Source organism: Ilumatobacter sp., assembly GCF_041688325.1.
Lineage (GTDB): Bacteria > Actinomycetota > Acidimicrobiia > Acidimicrobiales > Ilumatobacteraceae > Ilumatobacter_A.
Map to the genome: position 1 here is coordinate 1 of NZ_JBDNIJ010000173.1, position 19,782 is coordinate 19,782.

Annotated in this window: 19 protein-coding genes and 1 pseudogene; 9 read left to right on the plus strand and 11 right to left on the minus strand. The window is 63.0% G+C overall.

Annotation, left to right across the window (positions count from 1 at the left end; all coding sequences use genetic code 11):
• Window positions 1–225 precede the first annotated feature (225 nt).
• Window positions 226–819 carry a hypothetical protein gene (locus ACH2EI_RS10835; protein ID WP_395160000.1) on the plus strand — a complete coding sequence of 198 codons (594 nt, stop codon included), beginning with the start codon at window positions 226–228 and terminating at the stop codon, window positions 817–819.
• Between the two features lie 154 nt (window positions 820–973).
• Here ACH2EI_RS10835 and ACH2EI_RS10840 read toward each other — a convergent pair whose 3' ends face one another.
• From ACH2EI_RS10840 to ACH2EI_RS10855, 4 genes are all read right to left on the minus strand, one after another.
• A complete protein-coding gene (locus tag ACH2EI_RS10840) occupies window positions 974–2,248 on the minus strand; it encodes an aspartate aminotransferase family protein (protein WP_395153846.1) in 1,275 nt (424 codons plus the stop codon).
• A 125-nt stretch (window positions 2,249–2,373) separates the two neighbouring features.
• Complete coding sequence (locus tag ACH2EI_RS10845) at window positions 2,374–3,054, minus strand: potassium channel family protein (RefSeq protein WP_395153845.1); 681 nt, start codon at window positions 3,052–3,054, stop codon at window positions 2,374–2,376.
• A 16-nt stretch (window positions 3,055–3,070) separates the two neighbouring features.
• Entirely contained in the window at window positions 3,071–4,483 is a 1,413-nt protein-coding gene (locus ACH2EI_RS10850) for a TrkH family potassium uptake protein (RefSeq protein ID WP_395153844.1), read from the minus strand.
• Window positions 4,484–4,612: 129 nt separating this feature from the next.
• The gene (locus tag ACH2EI_RS10855) at window positions 4,613–5,182 is read right to left on the minus strand and encodes a VOC family protein (protein ID WP_395153843.1); all 570 of its coding nucleotides are present in this window, start codon (window positions 5,180–5,182) and stop codon (window positions 4,613–4,615) included.
• Window positions 5,183–5,229: 47 nt separating this feature from the next.
• Here ACH2EI_RS10855 and ACH2EI_RS10860 point away from each other — a divergent pair, with 47 nt between their 5' ends.
• Window positions 5,230–5,475: a hypothetical protein gene (locus ACH2EI_RS10860; RefSeq protein WP_395153842.1), complete on the plus strand. Its 246-nt coding sequence runs from the start codon at window positions 5,230–5,232 to the stop codon at window positions 5,473–5,475.
• A 46-nt stretch (window positions 5,476–5,521) separates the two neighbouring features.
• Here ACH2EI_RS10860 and ACH2EI_RS10865 read toward each other — a convergent pair whose 3' ends face one another.
• On the minus strand, window positions 5,522–6,274 hold the full coding sequence (locus ACH2EI_RS10865) for a hypothetical protein (protein WP_395160002.1): 753 nt from the start codon (window positions 6,272–6,274) through the stop codon (window positions 5,522–5,524).
• A gap of 52 nt (window positions 6,275–6,326) precedes the next feature.
• On the opposite strand from ACH2EI_RS10865, the gene yihA reads away from it, so the two are divergent.
• The 6 genes and pseudogenes from yihA to ACH2EI_RS10895 all read left to right on the plus strand — a co-directional run bounded on the left by yihA (window position 6,327) and on the right by ACH2EI_RS10895 (window position 12,020).
• Complete coding sequence (gene yihA / locus ACH2EI_RS10870) at window positions 6,327–6,926, plus strand: ribosome biogenesis GTP-binding protein YihA/YsxC (protein ID WP_395153840.1); 600 nt, start codon at window positions 6,327–6,329, stop codon at window positions 6,924–6,926.
• 131 nt (window positions 6,927–7,057) lie between these two features.
• Window positions 7,058–8,212 (plus strand): beta-ketoacyl-ACP synthase III, encoded by a 1,155-nt coding sequence (locus ACH2EI_RS10875; protein WP_395153839.1) that lies wholly within the window; start codon window positions 7,058–7,060, stop codon window positions 8,210–8,212.
• Between the two features lie 95 nt (window positions 8,213–8,307).
• Window positions 8,308–9,298, plus strand: a pseudogene (locus ACH2EI_RS10880) (ATP-binding cassette domain-containing protein).
• Entirely contained in the window at window positions 9,295–10,191 is an 897-nt protein-coding gene (locus ACH2EI_RS10885) for an ABC transporter permease (protein ID WP_395153837.1), read from the plus strand. The pseudogene ACH2EI_RS10880 and the gene ACH2EI_RS10885 overlap by 4 nt, the downstream one beginning before the upstream one ends.
• Before the next feature lie 95 nt (window positions 10,192–10,286).
• Window positions 10,287–10,973 (plus strand): DM13 domain-containing protein, encoded by a 687-nt coding sequence (locus tag ACH2EI_RS10890; protein WP_395153836.1) that lies wholly within the window; start codon window positions 10,287–10,289, stop codon window positions 10,971–10,973.
• Between the two features lie 108 nt (window positions 10,974–11,081).
• Window positions 11,082–12,020, plus strand: a complete 939-nt coding sequence (locus ACH2EI_RS10895) for an oxidoreductase (RefSeq protein ID WP_395153835.1) — start codon at window positions 11,082–11,084, stop codon at window positions 12,018–12,020.
• Window positions 12,021–12,195: 175 nt separating this feature from the next.
• Here the strand turns inward: ACH2EI_RS10895 and ACH2EI_RS10900 are convergent, their stop codons facing one another.
• The 6 genes from ACH2EI_RS10900 to ACH2EI_RS10925 all read right to left on the minus strand — a co-directional run bounded on the left by ACH2EI_RS10900 (window position 12,196) and on the right by ACH2EI_RS10925 (window position 18,847).
• Entirely contained in the window at window positions 12,196–13,038 is an 843-nt protein-coding gene (locus tag ACH2EI_RS10900; RefSeq protein WP_395153834.1) for a phytanoyl-CoA dioxygenase family protein, read from the minus strand.
• Entirely contained in the window at window positions 13,035–13,826 is a 792-nt protein-coding gene (locus tag ACH2EI_RS10905; RefSeq protein ID WP_395153833.1) for an SDR family NAD(P)-dependent oxidoreductase, read from the minus strand. The genes ACH2EI_RS10900 and ACH2EI_RS10905 overlap by 4 nt, the downstream gene beginning before the upstream one ends.
• A gap of 42 nt (window positions 13,827–13,868) precedes the next feature.
• Window positions 13,869–14,705: an amidohydrolase family protein gene (locus ACH2EI_RS10910; protein ID WP_395153832.1), complete on the minus strand. Its 837-nt coding sequence runs from the start codon at window positions 14,703–14,705 to the stop codon at window positions 13,869–13,871.
• Window positions 14,702–15,712, minus strand: a complete 1,011-nt coding sequence (locus ACH2EI_RS10915; RefSeq protein WP_395153831.1) for an NAD(P)-dependent oxidoreductase — start codon at window positions 15,710–15,712, stop codon at window positions 14,702–14,704. The genes ACH2EI_RS10910 and ACH2EI_RS10915 overlap by 4 nt, the downstream gene beginning before the upstream one ends.
• 247 nt (window positions 15,713–15,959) lie before the next feature.
• A complete protein-coding gene (locus ACH2EI_RS10920) occupies window positions 15,960–17,465 on the minus strand; it encodes a N,N-dimethylformamidase beta subunit family domain-containing protein (RefSeq protein WP_395160004.1) in 1,506 nt (501 codons plus the stop codon).
• 146 nt (window positions 17,466–17,611) lie between these two features.
• Window positions 17,612–18,847 (minus strand): geranylgeranyl reductase family protein, encoded by a 1,236-nt coding sequence (locus tag ACH2EI_RS10925; RefSeq protein WP_395160006.1) that lies wholly within the window; start codon window positions 18,845–18,847, stop codon window positions 17,612–17,614.
• Between the two features lie 248 nt (window positions 18,848–19,095).
• Here ACH2EI_RS10925 and ACH2EI_RS10930 point away from each other — a divergent pair, with 248 nt between their 5' ends.
• Complete coding sequence (locus tag ACH2EI_RS10930) at window positions 19,096–19,638, plus strand: hypothetical protein (protein ID WP_395160008.1); 543 nt, start codon at window positions 19,096–19,098, stop codon at window positions 19,636–19,638.
• Window positions 19,639–19,782 lie beyond the last annotated feature (144 nt).

The following is a 19,782-nucleotide window of genomic DNA, read 5'->3' on the forward strand; positions in this document are numbered from 1 at the left end:
CGGGTGGACGGATCTACGGCGGTGTGTTCTTCGGCATCGTGTCGCTCGCCCTCGTGATCATCGGCATCGTGGTCAACAACCGCCGCGACGTGTGATCAACGCACGGCTTCGCTGCCTGATCAGGCCGTCTCTTGGTGGCACCCACCGCTGCATCCAAGAACTTGCATCTTGAAACTGTCAGGATTTCGTGCATGAGCAGGAGGGCTCAGGACGATGGTCAGTCTGATGCAACGGCCGTACCCCTTTCCCAACACACTTGACGGCGCGTTGGCTGAAGCGGCGAGCTTCATCAGTCACGACAGGCCAATTCGAAACTGCGCCTTCGTCGGTGTGCAATCGCCAGATCCGGTGCGTGGGTGGGAGCCCAGAGATCTGGCCGTGCAGCTCGGGGTATTCGCGCTGCGCCAATTCAACGTCGTTCTGGCCAACAGCCTGACGCATGCCGACAGAGTTCGTACGATTCCTCAGGTCGTCGACCGGGCGGTGTCCTACGGCTCCGCCTCTGCAGCGTCAGTCGGAGCAGCGGCGCTCATTGTCGACCGTGTGCGCGTCGGCGACGAACATCAGCTGGCCACAACGCTGACAGAAGCATGTCGAGATCTTGGTGACTCTGCGGTCGTGGAAGGTGGCATCGCCCTGATCGCTGCACTCTCTGAGCAGATTGCCGATTCGTTGGTGCTGGACGACGGGCCGGTCCACGCCAAGCTTCCTCAACGCCCCGTGATGTTGGCTGGTGTCGACGTCTCTGCAGCGATGACGCACTGCGACCTCACGACGCGGCCGGCGCAGGGAGCGGCCAGTCGGTGCGGGTATCGCTGAGCTTGGGCAACGCGAGGGCTGCTGCAACTTGGCTGGCGCCTTTGCTTCGATCTGGCGAACTGCCTCGCTGAAGACGCCGAGCGGCGTAACGATGGATGAGAGCTGCTCGGTCGGTTTGCCGTCGAGACCGAGTCCTGAGCAGCCGACCGGTCGGTCATGCGACGCAGAACGACTCAACTGCTGCAACGACTCTGTCGACATCTTCGTCAGTGATCTCGATCGAGAGCGCTATGAAGCCTCGGCGCGCGGTGTAGATGCCGACGGCGAGAAGGTGGAAGAAGAGGAGCTCCTTGAGACGGTCGTCGGCGTCCGCGAGGTCGCTCGCACAGCACACCGGGCCAGCGATGCCGTGGATGTTCATCAGGGAACCGACACCGGTGACGCACATCTGCATTTGGTGGTCGGCGAAGACTGCGTTGAGGCGGTCCCGGAGGTCATCACCACGGTGATTCGTTGCGTGCAGGACGTCGGCATCGAGTACCTCGGTCAGCGCTGCAACACCGCCTGCCATCGACGCCACATTGTTGTTGAAGGTGCCGGCATGGCCAAGCGTCCCGCCGCGGCGGGGGTCGAACGCAGCCATCAGGTCGTCTCGACCCCCGAAGGCGCCGAAGCTGAGCCCGCCGGCGAGGTACTTGCCGAGCGTGGTCATGTCGGGTGTGATGCCGAGCTGTTCCTGGGCACCACCGACCGAGAGTCGGGAGGTCATGACCTCGTCGAAGATGAGCACGCTGCCGTGCCGCGTGGACGCGGAGCGGAGCGCGGCGAGGAAGTCTGGGTCGCCCGGAATGCAGCCACCCGAACCTTGCATCGGCTCGACGAGCACGGCAGCGACCTGATCGCTGTGCTCGGCCATTGCAGCCTCGAACGCTGCTCTGTCGTTGTAGGGAAGGATCAGCCAGTCGTGCGGGACGTTGACGGGGTTCGGGCCAGAGCCGAACGTGATGACGCCGCCGTGGTACCCGTTCTCGAACACCACGATCTTTGAACGACCGGTGTGATGGGTGGCGACGGCGAGCGCCATCAGGTTCGCCTCGGTGCCGGAGTTGGTGAACCGCACTTGGTCGATCGACGGGAAACGATCGACAATCAGCTCCGCGAGCCGGACCTCATCGCTGTGTACGGAGCCGAGCGACCAGCCGCGTTCGAGCGCGGCGCGTACGGCGGCAAGCACAGGTTCAGGGGAGTGACCGAGTAAGCCAGCGGTGTAATTGCCGAGCAGATCGAGGTACTCGTACCCGTCGATGTCGAAGAGCAAGCGGCCTTGGGCCCGTTCAACTCGGAATGGAAACGGATCGAACTGGAGCACCGACCGCGTGTTGCCGCCCGGCATGACGCGGCGGGCGCGATCGGCCCAGCCAGCACTCTGGGGCCGGGCCGCCGCGTATGCGGTTCGGGCTACTTGAACGGCTTGATCGAGATCCATCATGAAATCTTTCCAGACTGCCCCGTCCCGCGCCCGCGTTTCCACGCGCCCCGTCCCCGTTTTCATGAGCTTGTTGCAGTCACTGACTGCAACAAGCTCATGAAAACGGGAGAACAGGTGACGGATGATCAGCTGGCAGATGCGAACCGGTCGATGTCGGCGCGGTGACCGGCCACCACAACGAGGTCGTTCGCGCCGAGCACGGTCTCTCGCTCGGCGTAGGTGAACGCACCGGACTCCGGCTTGACGCACACGACGGTCACCTTGAAGTCCCGGCGTAGATTTGTTTCGCCGAGTGGTTTACCGACGAGCCACGGCGGCGTCACGGTTTCGATGAGGACGAAGTCGCCGTCGAGTGAGAGGTATTCGATGACCTCGCCCGTGAGGAGGTGCGCGACGCGGGTGCCCATCTCGGCTTCGGGGAAGACGACGTGGTGCGCTCCAACACGGCTGAGGATTCGTCCGTGTGGCTCGGTGAATGCCTTGGCCCAGATGTTTGGAATCTCCAGGTCAGACAGCGCTGCGGTCGTCAGCACGCTTGCTTCGACGTCGGCGCCGATACAGACAGCGACGGTGACCGCATCGGCGACCCCCAGCTGCTTGAGTGCCTTCGGGCTCGTGGTGTCGGCCTGGGCGACATGAGTGAGCACGCCGCTGAGTTCTTGGACTCGTTCGCCGTCAGCGTCGATTCCGAGCACTTCGTGGCCCATGTCGATGAGTGTCGTCGCGAGTGCGCTGCCGAAACGGCCGAGGCCGATGACAATGAATTCGCCGGTGTGTTGGACGTCGCGGTGGAGACCGCGAAACATCGTGTGGAGCATTTTGTCAGCCAATGATCGGCCTTTCTTCTGGGTATCGGTAGGCGTGGACGCGGTCGCTGTCGCGCAGCGCCAATGCGGTAACGAAGGTGACGGGCCCGACGCGGCCCGCGAGCATCACGACGACGAGGGAGATGTGCCCGAGGGTGCTGATGGCTCCGGTGACGCCGGTTGATAATCCGACGGTGCCGAACGCGGACGATGATTCGAAGAGTGCTGCGGTCAGACCGATGCCGTCACTGGCCATCAGGACAAGCGACACGCCGGTGACCATGGCCACCGAGAGCAGCGCGATCGTGACCGCCTGACGGATCATCGGTGTCGGCAGCCGGCGGCCGAACACGTTGACGTCTTGATCGCCGCGTGCCTCGGACCAGATCATCAGGCCCAGCACGGCGAACGTCGTGACTTTGATGCCGCCGCTGGTCGAGGCGGGGCCGGCGCCGATGAACATCAAGGTGCTGATGACAAGGAGTGTCGGCTCGTTCATTGCACCGACGTCGACGGTGTTGAATCCCGCGGTTCGGGGTGACACGCCCTGGAACCAGCCGGCGAGCAACTTGTCACTGATACCGAGTTGGCCAAGCGTTGCTGAGTTGCTCCACTCGAATGCGAGCACGACGACCGGGCCGATGATCAGCAGTGCGGCAGTGGCGAGCAGCGTGATCTTGAGGTGGAGGCTCCATGGCATCACACTTGATCGCGGGTGCCCCGTCCCGTGGTGCAGCGTCATCGGCAGGCTTGCGTCCACGCGTTTCGTCGTCGTCCGGCGTCGGCTGATCTCGACGAGAATCGGAAATCCGAGGCCGCCGACGATGAAGCCGAGCGTGATCGCGATGACGACAACCGGGTCGCCGACGAAGCTGGCGAGGTTGTCTGAGTACAGCGAGATTCCGGCGTTATTGAATGCGGTGACGCCGTGGAAGATGCCGGAGTACAGCGCATCGCCGAAGTTGTCCTCGTATCCGCCCTGCCAGAGCCGGACGGTGAGGACTGCGGCGAGTGAGCCTTCGACGGCGATCGTGATGCGTGCGATGTAGCCGATGAGGGTCTTGAGATCGCCGATGTCGACGGCCCCGATTTCGGCTTGCGCAAGCATCCGTTGCCTCAACCCGACTCGTCGCGAAGCAACCAGTGCCAGCACCGACCCGATGGTCATGATGCCGAAGCCGCCGATTTGGACGAGGGCGAGCAAGACGAGTTCACCGAAGAGGGAGAAGGTCGCGATGTCGACGGTGGCGAGCCCGGTGACGGTGGTTGCCGAGGTCGACATGAAGAGTGCATCCTCGACTCCGAGTCCGCGCGAGCCATCAACGGCAAGGGGCAACAGGAGGAGCAGTGTCCCGACGGCGATCAACCCGGTGAACGCAAGAACGACGAGCTGCGCAGGATTGCGATTCACTCCGCCGGACCGGGCCACCAAGCGAGTGTACGGCGGTCATCCGCCCGCCGACTCTGGCTTTCATGAGCTTGTTGCAGTCACTGACTGCAACAAGCTCATGAAAACGGCAGTGGGGGCAGTGGAGGGGGCGGAGAGCTCAGGCGCGCGTCACGCTGGGGTCAGGGCGTCGTGCACGATGATCGTCGGGTCAGCGTCGAACTCGGGCTTCGGGGCCTGCAGCTTGGCAAGCGCATCAGCGCGTTCGGCGTCGGTGAACGACCGAGTCGTGAGGCAGAACTCGACCATGTTGCCGGACGGATCACCCAGGTAGATCGAGGAACAGAAGCCGTGATCGATTTCGATCACCCGGTGGCCGTGCTGTTGCCAGCGTGTGCGATGCCGGTCGAGGGCCTCACGGGACGGGGCGTCGAACGCAATGTGGTTGACCCAGCCTGGCAGGCCGGAGGCCGCATTGATGTTGACCTGGTAATCGCTGATCGACTCATCCTGAATCTCCCAGAACGCGATCAGATCCCGGTCGGCATCGTCACGGTCCTCGACATCAGTGTTCGTCGCGTAGAAAAAGTGCTTACTGAACCCGGCGTGGTCCGTTGCGCCCGTGCTGTTCGGCGTCGGGCCGACGTGGACCTTCACCAATTCGAAGCCCATCACTTCTGTGTAGAACTCGTGAGTGGCCGCAGCGTCGTGTGTGGCGAGTGCAACGTGATGAAACCCCATTTCGTCAGTATCGCGCACCAAAGACGCCCGCGTCCTGGCGGGCTGCCGTGGCGTTGCCCGCGATGTTCGGCATGCTGTCGGGCATGTTCCTCGGCGAAGATCTGCTGGCGTACCTCGTGCTCGCCTTTGGTGCCGCACTCTGTGTCGGTAACTTCATGGCGGTCGTCAGGCCGCCGGAACGACAGCTTGATGAGGGACACCTCGACCGAGCGCCGGTCGGCCGATCCCTGCTCTACTCGGGAATCGGCCTCTTGGCAGCGGTCTGGGCGTTGGCCTCGCTCGTCAGCGGCTGACGCGCCCGGCTTTCAGATTCCAGCGCTCAGCTCTCAGGTTCCGGTCTCAGGTCTTGGAGACGAGGCTGAGGTTCACAACGTTGCCCGAATCGTCGACGTAGCCGCTGATGTTGAGGGCCCAGGACGCGCTCTCGTACGTGCGCTGTGCGGCACTGCCGCCGTCGGTCTCGGAATCGAAGCGACCGGTCTCGGTGAAGCCTGCAGCACCGAGGGTTGCTCCGTAGGCATTGGTGAAGTCGATGGCGCTGCCGTTCGGTGAGCCGAGCAAGGTCATCAGCGTCTCGCCCTCGGCCTTGACGAACGAGCCCGTGTCGATGATGAGGCCGTCAGTGCGCGGGACACCGTTCGGCCACTCGGCGGGGATCTCGGTGACGACTCGGTAGAAGGACTCGCCGTCCTCGCTTTCCACCGTGACCTGGCCGTCCTCTCCGGCGCTGCCGCTGAAGACCGAACCATCAGCATCGGTGAGAACAAACTCGCCGTCTTCGTTCAGCGAGAAGCCGCCTTCACCGGACTGCACCGAGATGCCGCCGTCGCCGTTGATGTCGAGTTCGACGTTCTCGCCGGTCTCGGCTTCAATGATGCGCTCGGCACCCTCTTCAGTGATCTTTTCGGCAATCGCACCGCAGGCACTCATCGAGAGCATCAAGCCAGCGGCGGCCACGGCGCCGAGGGCGCGTCGGCGAGTGGTTGGCACACTGATCGGGCTGATGGGGCGGAGTATTGGGTGCATTTCGTGCGGGTCCTTTCTGGTGCCGTCTGAGCGCCGGGAGATGTGGTGGGCGGCGTTTGAGAGCATTGTCGCGTCAGCATCTTGCACTTTTCTTGCGATTACGTGCGAGATTTGGGGGGTGAGTTCCGGGAGCCCTTTACAAATTTCGTTCGTCGAGTCGGCGTCGCGACTCCACACGTTGCCCGACGCAACCGTCGAAGTTGCGTTCGTGGGTCGATCGAATGTCGGCAAGTCCTCACTGATCAACGCCCTTGCCAACCACAAGCAACTGGCTCGCGTGTCCAACACGCCGGGGCGCACGCAGCTGATCAACCTGTTCAGCCTCGACGAAGGCGACGGCCTCGGCACACTCGTTGACCTCCCCGGGTACGGGTACGCCAAGGCGGCCAAATCGGTCCGCCGCGACTGGCCCGCGATGATCGAGGGCTACCTCCTCGAGCGCGACTACCTGGTGATGGTCTTCATCCTGATCGACGGCGAGATTGGCCCGACGAAGCTCGACCAGCAGATGCTCGACTGGTTGCGTCAGAGCGAGGTGCCGCACACGGTCGTCGCGACGAAGCACGACAAGGTCAAGTCCTCTCAGCGGGCGACGCGCAAGAACAACCTTGCTGCTGGCTGCCAGCTGGAGAAGGGCGACATCGTCTGGGTCAGCGCGTCCAAGGGCATCGGTATCGACATGCTTCGCGGCCTGGTCCGCTCCCACCTCCTGCACTAATTTTTGCCCGACAGGTCCCGTGCTTGTCCGTTGTTTGGTCACGTGGTTGTCCCGGAAAGAATGGGACAGTGGACGGGCCATATTCCTCCACGGGCGGGGTTACCGATGGGTAGGTGCGTAGCTTCTGCCGTATGACTGCGTTCGTGTTTCCGTCAGTGTCGATCACCGGGACCGGTCTGTTCACGCCACCCGAGTCGATCAGTAATGCAGAGCTCGCCGCTTCGCTGACTGCGTCGGTTGAAAAGTGGAACGGTGCGCACGCTGGCGAGATCGAGGCGGGCACTGTCGAGGCGCGCTCGGCGCCTGACGAGGCATTCATTGTGAAAGCCTCCGGTATCGAGTCGCGGTATGTCATGGAGAAGTCCGGCGTGCTCGACCCCGACCGGATGCGGCCTCGGCTCGAGACGCGTTCCGAAGACGAGCTGGGCATTCAGGCCGAGATGGCACTGCCCGCCATTCGTGAAGCCCTTGCTCAGGCTGGTCGCCAAGAGAGCGATGTCGACGCCGTGATCGTTGGCTGCTCGAACCTGCAGCGTGCCTACCCGGCGGTGGCCGTCGAGATCCAAGACGCCCTCGGTGCTGGCGGTTGGGGCTACGACATGAACGTGGCGTGCTCGTCGGCAACGTTTTCGATCCAGGCAGCGGTTGATGCGTTGCGGAACGGATCGGCGAAGTGCGTGGTGGTCGTCAACCCCGAGATCACGTCGGGGCACAACAACTTCGAGCTGCGCGACTTCCACTTCATCTTCGGTGATGCCTGCACCGCACTGGTGCTCGAACGGACTGACGAAGCGGTTGCCGATGGGCTCGGCGACGTGGCGCACCGTTGGGAAGTTCTCGGCACGAAGCTGGCAACGCAGTTCTCCAACAACATCCGCAACGACTTCGGCTTTCTCAACTCCTCTGAGGTTGATGAACGAGATCCGCACGAAGTGGTCTTCCGCCAGAACGGGCAGATGGTGTTCCGTGAAGTGTGCCCAATGGTTGCTCAACACATCACCACGCACCTCGGCGAGCTTGATCTCGACGCGTCGGTGGTCCGTCGATTCTGGTTGCACCAGGCGAATCTCAAGATGAACCAGTTGATCGCGAAGGGGGTGCTCGGCAGAGTTCCTGACGACGACGAAGCGCCGGTGATTCTCAACGAGTACGCCAACACGAGTTCGGCTGGCTCGGTGATCGCCTTCCATAAGCATCGTGCTGATCTCGTTGCGGGCCAACTTGGCGTGATCTGCTCGTTCGGCGCTGGTTATTCGGTCGGCAGCGTCATTGTTCGTAAATCCTGAGGTGCGCCTCTGCGACTCCCGCCTGGAGGGACCTCTGGCGCGACTGCCTCAGCACCATCCCAGTCACGGCGCGCCGGCAGGGCCAAACTGATTTGATGCCCGACGCTAATGCCGCCGTGGTCGCCGAAGGCCTGGTCAAGACGTTTGGGGCGACTCGCGCTGTCGACGGCATTGACCTTGTGGTCCCACGCGGTGTGATCTATGGCCTGCTTGGCCCCAACGGTGCAGGCAAGACCACCACCGTCCGATTGCTCACCACGCTGCTCCGCCCCGACGGTGGACGGGCCACCGTCGACGGCATCGACGTGGCAACCCGGCCCGCCGAGGTGCGTGCGCGAATCGGACTGACCGGTCAGTACGCGGCGGTTGAAGAACGATTGACGGCGCGGGAGAACCTCAACTTGATCGGCCGGCTGTATCACCTCGGTCGGAGCGAGATCTCGGCCCGCGGGACTGACCTCCTGGAACGGTTCGACCTGGTCGACGCGGCTGACCGGGTGGTCAAGGGTTACTCGGGCGGGATGCGTCGCCGACTCGACATCGCAATGAGCCTGATTGCTCGCCCGTCGGTGCTGTTTCTCGACGAGCCGACTACGGGCCTCGATCCGAGAAGCCGCCTAGCGATGTGGGAGCTCATCGAAGAGCTGGAGCATGACGGTACGACCGTGCTGCTCACCACCCAATACCTTGACGAAGCTGATCGGCTTGCCCAGAAGATCATCGTGATCGACACGGGCAAGGTCATCGCCAACGGGACCTCCGATGAATTGAAGGACCAGATCGGTGGTGACCGTCTGTCGGTCACGATCGCCCGATCAGAAAATCTGCAGAGCGCCGTCGATGCCCTCCGGCAACTCACAACGGGCGACATCGAGGTCGAGGTCGACGATGACGGGACACATTTGCACGCTGCGATCCCGATCCGGCGACCGGACGGTGCCTCGTGCTCTCCGTGCCCTCGACGATGCCGGCGTCGATGTCCTCAATGTCGAGGTCCGGCGGCCAACACTGGACGACGTGTTCCTGACACTCACCGGCAAGCATGCAGCCGCGGCTGACGGCCCCGATTCGGAAGATGCCGCATGACCGACGACACCGATCCGCACAGCGAACGCCTTGACATTTCGCCGATCGACAGTTCGAATGAGATTTCGGCTGCCCACGTGCGGGCCGTCGCGGCATCGATCTCGCGGCGTGAGCCGACGTCGGGGCTGGTCTGGGCAATGCGCGACTCCTGGACCGAAGCGACTCGTCACCTCCGCATCGTGCCGCGCAACGTCGAACTCCTCATCTTCGCCACCCTGCAGCCGGTCATGTTCGTGCTGCTCTTCGTCTACGTGTTCGGCGGCGCCATCGAGGTACCGGGCTTCGACAACTACGACCAGTTCCTCATCCCCGGAATTTTCGCGCAGTCGGTGGTGTTCGGCTCGGCGTTCACCTCGATCGGCATCGCCGAAGATATGCAGAAGGGCTACATTGACCGGCTGCGGTCCCTGCCGATGGCCCGCTCGGCCGTGTTGATCGGTCGCACGTTTTCTGACCTGCTGCGCAACATTCTCACATTCGTCGTCATGCTCTTTGTTGCGTTCCTCACGTGCTTCCGGTTCGAAGGCTCGCTCCTCGAAGCGCTGTACGCCACGGCGCTGCTACTCGGGTTCAGCTACTCGTTGTCATGGATCCAGGCCGTGATCGGCCTCGGCGTGTCGTCGGTCGAGGCAGCCAACTCCGCCGGCTTCGTGTGGATGTTCCCGCTCACCTTCGTCTCGTCGGCATTCGTCGATCCGGTGCAGATGCCGGGCTGGCTCCAGCCGATCGCACGCAACAATCCGTTTACGATTGCAACCAACGCTTGTCGGGCGCTGTACAACGGCTTACCGGTTGGCAACGACGCAATCTTGACGATCGCGTGGAGCATCGGAATCACCCTCGTCTTTGCGTTCGTGTCGATCCGGAAGTTCTCGAGCTCCACTGTCGCCTGAGCAGTTGAAGACATTGTGAAAACGCTTCGCGAACGAATCGAAATGAACACTGTGTGCATGCGGCGGGTGCGCCGCCACTTACTACGGTCAACGCCATGAGCTGGATGAGGACTTGGATTCGGAACAACCTGAAGATCGCCATCCCCGGCGCGATCGTCGGACTCGGGGTCCTTGCATTCCTCGCCGTTGTTGTCTTTGGTGTCCACACGAAATTTGTTGATGACAAGGTGTCCGAAGACGCCCCCGTCTTTGCATCGGGCGCCGTTGGATCGGAGCCGGTCACTGCGGCCGAAGAGGTCACTGCAGTCGACGATGTGCCAGTGGACGCGCCAGTGGAGGACGCCCCCGTGGAGGACGCCCCGGTGGACGATGCCCCAGTGGACGACGCGCCGGTCGAAGCAACGCCAGCCGATGAGCCTGCAGCCATTCCCGGCGAGATCGTCACGCTCGTGCGGGGCACCTTCGGTGAGCGCAGCCACCCCGGCGAAGGCACCGCAGTTGTTCTGAACGACGGCAGCGAAGAGCGCTTTCTTCGGTTCGAAGAAGATTTCGCTACCGACAACGGTCCTGACCTGTTCGTCTACCTGACGACGGCCGACGCCGATGCGCCCGCCGGCGACTTCGGTGTTGACGGCCAGTTCGTCAACCTCGGCCGTCTGTCGGGCAACGTTGGTGCGCAGAACTACGAGATCCCAGTCGGACTCGACCTCGCCGAGTTCGACACCGTGGTCATCTGGTGCGATCGTTTCTCGGTCGCTTTCACCACCGCTGATCTCGCCTGAGTGAGGCCAACTCTTCAGCGCTAGCTCCGCATGATTCGCGGCCCGCGTACTGTGGCGTGTGTTCGCGACGGTTTTCTCGATGACACCGTCCACACCACAGGAGACACCATGACCTCAAACACTGCAACAGTCAGCAATTGGAAGATCGACCAACTCGATGACCTCACGGGCAAGCGGTACTTCATCACTGGCGGCAACTCCGGGGTGGGCTTCGAAGCAGGGACGCATCTCCGGCGAGCAAACGCCGACGTCTTCATCGCTGCGCGCTCTCCGAAGAAGGGCAAGCAGGCCGCCGCAGACCTGCGCAAGGTCAACGGAGTTGGAACGGTCGAACTCATCGAGCTGGATCTCGCCAGCGTCGATTCGATTCACGCAGCGAACGCGGCGCTCCGCGAGCACACCGACGGGCTCGACGCGATCATCAACAACGCCGGAATCATGCAGACACCGCAACTGGAGACTGCGGATGGGTTCGAGTTGCAGTTCGGCACGAACCACCTTGGACATTTCCTTGTCAACCACCTGATGTTCGATCTGGTGGCGGCTCGCTCGGGACGCATCGTGCCCGTCAGCTCGATCGCGCACAGGTCTGCGCCCGGCATCAATGTCGACGATCCAATGTTTTCGAAGAAGTACTCGTCGACGGCGGTCTACGCGCACTCCAAGCTGGCCAATCTGATCTACGGCTTCGAATTGGCGCGCCGGCTCGAGGCCGCTGGGTCGGACGTGAAGTCGGTGTCTGTGCATCCCGGCTACTCAGCGACCAACCTGCAGAGCACGGGCCCGACCGGAATCTTCAAGGCGATCTACAAGGTCAGCAACAAGCTCATGGCGCAGCCAGCCTCCGCCGGCGCAATTCCCGAGGTGCTTGCAGCAGCAGGAAATGAAGCGCAGAACGGCGCCTACTACGGTCCGACCAAGTTCGGTGACAGTCGAGGGCCCGTCGGTGAGAGCAAGGTCTCCGACGCTGCGAAGAACGTCGACGACGGCACCAAGTTGTGGGAACTGAGCGAACGCCTACTGGGTATCGAATGGAAGATCAGCTGACCGGATTGCACCTTCTTCGACGCCGTAACCCGCCCGCCAGGCTGACGAGATCGTGCAAGCTGGTTTCGATGCAGCCCACTGACTCTCTGGCCTGACGTAAACGGCGAGGTGCTCGATATCGCTCACTGCTCGCAAGCTCTCCGACAGACGCGTGATTGAGAGCGTCTCACCGCACTCAAGTGCTGGCGAAGGCTTGGGAGGGGGTGTTTGATTTGCCGCGGAGGGCTTCGATGGGGTCGCGCACGTCGTCGATGTATCCCAGTGCGTACGCCCCAATCCGGTAGCCCATGAGACGCAGCAGATCATCGGGCAGTTCGGCCGCGATATCGGCGGGCACGGACAGGTACTGGTTCTCTTCTTGGCGCAACCAACCGACGTTGTAGGTCAGGTTCAGTCCAACCCGGACGTCGTCAGAATCGTTCGCGCCGCCGCCGTGGTACACCTTGCCGGTGTAGAGCAGGCATGAGCCCTTGGTCATTTCGGCGGGGACTGACTCCTCGTGTTTGCGTCCCAGGTCGATCGGGTCGGCCTGGCTGCCAGGAATGAGCCGTGTGGCTCCGTTCTCTTCGGTGAAGTCAGTCATTGCCCAGATGGTGTTGCACTGGACGTGGTAGTCGCTTGGGAACTCGAAGAAGTCGAAGGCCCACTCGTCGCGATGGATCGACTGGCTCGGCGAGCCCGGGCCGATCGCAATGGTCTGGGTCAGGTGGACCTGGAATGTCTGTGCCTTGTGGAGCAATTTCTCGGTGATACCGAGGATGGTCGGATGCTGAATCAGTGGGTGGCTCGATGGTGATCGGGCAATCAGTGCACCCGATCGGCGGGTGTTCTTGCCCGTGAAGCTGTCGCCACCAACCGATGTTGCATCGATGTGTGGCTGCATCTCCGCCATGACGGCGTCAACCTGCTCGTGTGATGCGAGCCCGTCGATGATCAGCGCACCATCACGTTCGAGCACCGCATGTATCTCGTCGATCGAAGCCCCAGCCGCAAAGTGTTGAATCACGTTTGATTTCACCTTCTTCCACCATCCACCAAGAACTGCTGGGCTGTGCAGGCGCCGCCGTCGTCGGCCGCGAGGAACAGCACCATCTGCGCAAACTCGGCAGCGTAAATGCGCCGCTTGAGGGCCTGGTCGTGCAACGTGCCCTCTTCGCCTTCCGGGCTCCACCACTTGGTGAGCTGACGGTCGGTTGCAACCCAGCCGGGCAGGACGGTGTTGACGCGCACGTTGTCGGACCCGAACGTTCGGGCGAGCGTTCGCGTGATGCCTTCGACGGCTGACTTCGCGACCGCGTAGCCGGGAAAGAAGTCTTCTTGCATCATGTAGCTGCTGGAACCAATGTTGATGATCGAGCCGTTCTGCGCCTCGATCATCCCGGGAGCGACCGACTGGATAGCGAAGAAGTAGTGCCGCAGGTTCACATTGAGGCGTTCGTCCCAGTAGTCGGGCGTCATCTCTTGCCACGTGTGGCGGTCGTCGCTTGCGGCGTTGTTCACGAGCACGGTGATGCCACCGAGCTGTTCGGAGGCCGACGCGATTGCTGCCTGCGTCGCAGGAATGTCGAGCAAGTCGACCTCGAAGAAGAGTGGCGCATGGGTTGCGTCTGGGGAGAGCCGCTCGACCAATGCGTGGCCCTTGTCAGCCTGAATATCGATGAAGGCGACCTTGCTGCCCTGTGCGACGAACTGCTCGACGATGCCAGCGCCGATGCCGTCGGCGCCACCTGTGATGAGCACGGTGCGGCCAGCGAGTGACGGGTACGAGGCGTACGTGGTGTCGGGTGCGGCGGTTGGGTCGGTCATGTCAGCAGTCTTTCGTCGTGGTGCGATTGTGTCGCACCGGGTTCAGCAGAAATACAGGTAGTTGGGATTGGTGACGAGCACCTGATGGCGGAGCTCGTCGGTGGGCAGCCATCGTTCAAGCTGCGCCCTCAGTGTGCCCGGTGACGGCGCCGGTGACTGTCCGGGGTGGGGCCAATTGCTGGCCCACAGCAGACGGTCGGGGACCCGTTCGATCAGCGTGTCGATCAGTGGGAGGATGTCGGCGTGATTGGTGCTGGCGTGGTCGCCGTTGTGAATTGTCTCGGTCGACGATTCGTAGGGGGCTGACAATTTGACCCAAGCGTGCCCGGCTTCGACCAACTGCAGCACGGCGGTGAAGTTGACGTCGTCGGTCGAAACGGGTGGCATGTACCGGCCGATGTGATCGATCACGATTTCGGTCGGCAGAGCAGCCAACTGGTTTTGGCGGGCCGCGAGCTCGCGACCATTGCACTGCAGTTGGATGTGCCATCCGAACGGAGCGATCTTCGCAGCCACCGTCTCCAACATCTCCCATGGCACAGCGCCGCCCGGAAGCATGTGAAATCGAGCGCCGCGCACACCAAGTGCTGTCAGGCGGCGGAGCTCGTTGGCACTGACCGAGTCGTCAACGACCATCACGCCGCGCGCGACACCATCATCTGGGTCGCCGAAGGCGGCCATCGCGTCGAGCTGGCACGAATTGTCGAGTCCGTAGGTGGTCGGCTGGACCACGACGACGCGTTCGAGACCGAGCTCGGTCTGCAGCGCGCCGTAGTCGTCAGCGGTCGCGTCTGGCGGATGCACGATTGCGTCTGGCGCCGACGGATATCGGGCGTCGTAGAAGTGCACGTGCGTGTCGCACGCGGGGGTTGTGTTCACGGTTCGAAGTGGTCGCGCAGCCGCATGGCGCTTTCGGCGTTCACCGATCGGGCTGGGACCTCGCCGGCGAGCATGGAGCCGATCTGCTCGACGCTGCTCATTGCTTGAGCATCGGCGTTCTGGGGAGTGAGACCACCGAGATGCGGGGTGGCAACGCACCGCGGATGAGCTGCCAGAAGGGGAGCGGGGCGCTGGTCGGCAGCACGGCCGACGTCGAGGCCCAAGGCGCCGAGCTGGCCTGATTGGAGCGCAGCGAACACCGCGTCGTCGTCGAGTAGTTCGCCGCGTGAGACGTTGATCAACGTGGCACCGGCCTTCATCTGGGCGAGGAAGTCGGCGTCGACCAAGTTCTCGGTTTCCGGCGTGGCTTGAGCGAGCGGGAAGACAACGTCGGCCTCGGCGAGGAGTTGGTCGCGCTCGACGAGCTCGGCTGCATCGCCGACTTCGGTGACGAACGGATCATGGACGAGCACGCGCATGCCGATCCCGGCGAGCAAGCCAGCGAGATACGAGCCGATCGCGCCGTATCCCAAGATGCCCGCGGTTTGGCCTGCCAGTTGCCAGCCCGGCCGTTGGGGCGGCTGTTTCCCATTGCGGTAGTCGATGGTTGACGCAGCGATGGTTCGAGCGCAGTCGAGGAGCAGGCCGAGCGCCAACTCGGCTGTCGACGGAACGAAGCTCTTGTCGGCGCGAGCGACCAGCACACCCGCAGCTGATGCTGCATCGACGTCGATTGTGCTGATGTCGACGGCACACCGCAGGAACGCGAGAAGGTCAGGGAGTGCCGTGAACAACTCTGCCTCGCCGGCTGTCGAGCGGTGCGCCACGATGACGGCACAGCCTGCGGCGGCCTCGATCAATTCGGGTGTGGTCAGGTCACGTTCGAGCGGGTTGAGCACCACTTCGACAGGCGCGCCGTCACGCTCGGTGAGCGATCGAAGCTCGGGGAGCGCGCGGCCGTAGTACGCGGCCAGGTCTTCGGGGTTGTGGGTGACGAAGACACGCATCGTGGCCGAGCATAGGTTCCCGGGCACGGTCCGGAACGCGGCGGAAGACGCAGCCTGGTCCGCAATGTGCTCGTTGGTTTGTGTGAGCGATAGCGGGGTCGTTGGCTGCTTTTGCTCACACAGAACTGGCGGCCGAGTTTTGTGTGAGGGATTGCGGCAACCTTCACTGGAATCGCTCACGCAGAATTGGTGCTGCCGAACCCGAACCAAGCCGAGCCGCCGAACGATGCAGCCAGCGCCAGAGCGATCAGCCGAGGCGGTCGAGGATGTTCGAGGTGATCTGCTCGATCTGGCGGTCGCGTCCTGCCAGTCCGTGGGCCCAGTCGGTCGAGCCTGATGTGATCACGGTGCCACCACCAGGTGACGTGTAGCTGCCGAGCATCGCTTGGCCTGCAGCGATGCGCTTGACGGCGGCCTCGCTTCGATCGTCAAAGACGCGTGACGCAAGAAACTCGATTTCCGACGGCTCGTGCGGCTTCGGCGGCCGTCCCGCCGTGGTGCGCGTGAAGTGGGCTGCTGGGACCATTCCGAGGATCTCAAACGACTCGGGTGTTCCATCCGCGCCGGTCGGTACGGGAAGCCCGTCGACGGTGGTGTACTCGCAGCCGTCGCACTCATAGCCCACAGTGGTCGTTGCAGCGCCGAGCACGTCGCCATAGTCGAGTTCGGTGCCCTCGAACATCCAGTGATCGGGCCGGAACACGGTGTAGCCGCCGGCGCCGTTCGTGACCCGTTTGCCGATGCGGTGGTAGCCCCCGCGCGTGAACGACACGCCGGTCATGTGATTTTCCGGGCGGCCGATCAGGTGGTCGGACCAGATGCTGGTGAGCTCGGCGATGCGGTCGGTGTCGTAGACAGGATCGTTTTTAAACTGGCCTTTGTAGCCAACCATGACCGAAGCGGTGCCGTCGATTCGGTCTTCCATGCGGACCTGCCACAGCGCGGTGTTGCCAGAGAAGAAGGCAACGTTGCCGCCCCGGGCGATGAAGCCTTCGACGGTGTCGCGCATCGGGCTCGACCAGTACTCGTCGTGACCGACTGACAACAGCAGGCGGTAGTTGTCGATGATGCCGGGATGCTCATCGAGGTCGGCGTTGGTGATCACATCGATGCCGTAGCCGTTCCGTTCGGCCCACGCGAGGAACGGCTGCTCCCAGTCGGGCCAGCCTGCCGATCCTGCCCAACCAGACAGATGGTTCATCCGGATGTAGCCGACATGAGCGTTCATGTCTCGATCAGGAGGGTTGGTTGTGGTGACACGTCGGCCGGCCCCCGGCGGCTTGGACAGGTAGCCGCGCGCCATCGGTCGTTGCAACGATGCGTGCGTGCCGCCGTTGTAGAGATTGCGGCCGGCAAAATCGTTGTAGGCGTGCCAGGTGTTGGTCGCGAGCTGGAGGAGGATGGTGTTCTTGGAGTCGGCGCTGGGTCGGACGACGAGGAACGCGTGACTCTGGCGTGTCTTGCCGTCGACATCGATTGTCAACAGCACCTCGTAGTAGCCGGACACCCAATCGTCGCCTGGCGTGATGGTGGTGGCGACCGGCCAGCCGCACCCGTTCGAGTCGGCGTCGCGGGGCGTCGGATGATCTGCAGCCTCGATGGTGCCGGCCCACACAACCGTCCGTTGCGCGCCAACACGTGCGATCTCGACGTTGACAGGCCGACCGCCAGCCGACGACAGATGTAGCCCGATCGACCCACCCGATGCAACAGATTGCGGCCAGCAGTACCCAGTGACGGTCTCGATTGTCATGCAGCGATAATGCCACGTCGTTGAGGCGCGTTATCCGACTGAGCTCCAGAGCGGGAGCGAGTCGGGTGCAGCCTTGTCACGCTCCGGTCTGACCAAAGTGTGACGTTCTTGTCACGCTCCGGTCTGACCAAAGTGTGACAGCCAATTTACGCGGCGGCGCGGGTCTTGCGGAGGATGGGGTCGACAAGGCCAAGGCCCTTGTCGGCGAGCCACATCACTTTGCCGGCCATACCGGGAGTCTGATTGTCGACGAGGTTGCCCATCACAGCGAGCGTGATCTTCGCGATCGACTCGGTGCTGACCGACAGCGCCAGGCCGGGCTTCAAGATCCACGGATGGCCGATCAGGAACGAGAAGCGACGACCGGTGCGCAGGAACGCATCGAACTGTTCGCCAACCAACTGGTCGTAGCGGGCCGGAGCGTTGGCTGGGTTCTCGATGTACAGGTCGACAGCGAGCATGCCACTCTCCAACCCGTAGTCGATGCCTTCGCCGTTCATTGGGTTGACGAGGCCGGCGGCGTCGCCGATCGCAACCCACCCGGCGCCGTGGCGTTTCTGTGTGGACATCGGCAGTCGCCAAGCACGAGCCCGTTCGAGGTTGGGGCCGAGGTCCCATTCGGGCATGACCTGCTTGCGGTAGTTCTCGAGCATGGTATTGAGGTTGAGCTTCTTGAACCCCTTCATGGTCGACAGCGCGCCGCACCCGATGTTGACCGTGCCATCGCCGGCAGGGAACATCCAGCCGTAGCCGGGAACCGCCCTCCCGTCGTCGCCCTTAAGTGACAGCAGTGCTTCGAGGTGGACGTCGTCGTGGCGTGGTGTCTCGGCGTAGGTGCGAATAGCTAGGCCGAAGGTCTCGCCCTCGACCCGGTCGGCGCGGAGCATCTTGGCGACCTTGCCGACAGCGCCAGCGGCGACGATCGTGAGGCCGGCGTGGATCTTGCGAGCGCTGGGCCCAACGCCTGCTTCGACGCCGAGCACTTTGTCACCGTCCATGATTGGAAGCGCCTCGGTCTCGTAGACCATCTCGGCGCCAGCGGCTGCAGCGGCGTCCATGAGCGCCGTGTCGAGCCGTCGTCGTGGCCACACCGCTCCGTGATTCGGGAATCGTTCGGTGGTTGGCCAGTCGAGTTCGCGCACCCGCTTACCGGCGATCATTCGCAGGCCCCTGATGTAGTGAGCGTCATCGAGCGGGATCTCAAGTTCGTTGAGTGCACCGATAGCGCGAGGGGTCAGGCCATCGCCGCACACTTTATCGCGGCCATGTTTTCCCTTCTCGAAGACGATGACGCTGAGGCCTGCACGCGCCGCGCGAATCGCTGCGGCAGTACCTGCTGGCCCGCCACCGATGACTGCGATGTCGTACTGCTCGGTGTTCACCCCTTCACGGTGCCGCAGATCGCGTGAAATTGCACCGTTGAGCGCCGCGATCGTGATGTGATCCGCGGCGCATGTCCCATCTACCTCGTGCCGAAATGGCCAGGTGTGTCCATATTCAACCCGAGGCGAAGTGGGCATTGAGGTCTTTAACGAATCTTGTGGTTTCGCGCAGCTGGCCTCTGACCTAGGACCTCTTTGATGGTCCATGTCAACCCGACAGAAAACCCCCACTCAGAAACGAGCACATCATGAACAAGCGAATTCGTACCGGACTCATCAGCACGGCAGTCGTGGCAGGAAGCCTCTTCGGCGCCAGCGCCGTGAGCGCCCAGGTCGACGACACCGTCACGCCGGACACAGTCGTCGAACAGCCAGCCAACGTCAACGGCAAGACCGGTGATCGTGGTGATCGTGGCGATCGTGGCGATCGTGGCGATCGTGGTGATCGTGGTGATCGTGGCGAGGGCCGGGCCGACCGGGCCCAGGCGACTGCCGACTTGCTTGGCATCGACGTCGAGGAACTGCAGGCGGCCTTGCAGCAAGGCCAGACCCTCGCGCAGATCGCCGAGGCGAACAACGTTGATATCCAGACCATCATCGACGCCACGGTCGCTACGGCGACCGAACGCATCAACGCTGCGGTCGAGGCCGGTCGACTCACTGCAGCTGAGGCCGACGAAAAACTGGCCGACCTCGAAGCGAAGGTGACCGCCCGTGTGAACGCAGCTGGCCCGGTTCGCGGCGAGCGTCCGGACCGCGGTGGTGCACCAGCAGCTGACCAAGACGCCTGATCAGCATGATGTGGTCGCTGGGTAGCGGGCCCGGCGGCCACACCAATTGTGAGATGGGAGATGCGGGCCCCCACTGCGTCCCTCATCTCACACGGGCATCTCACACGGGCATCTCACACGGGCATCTCACACGGGCATCTCACA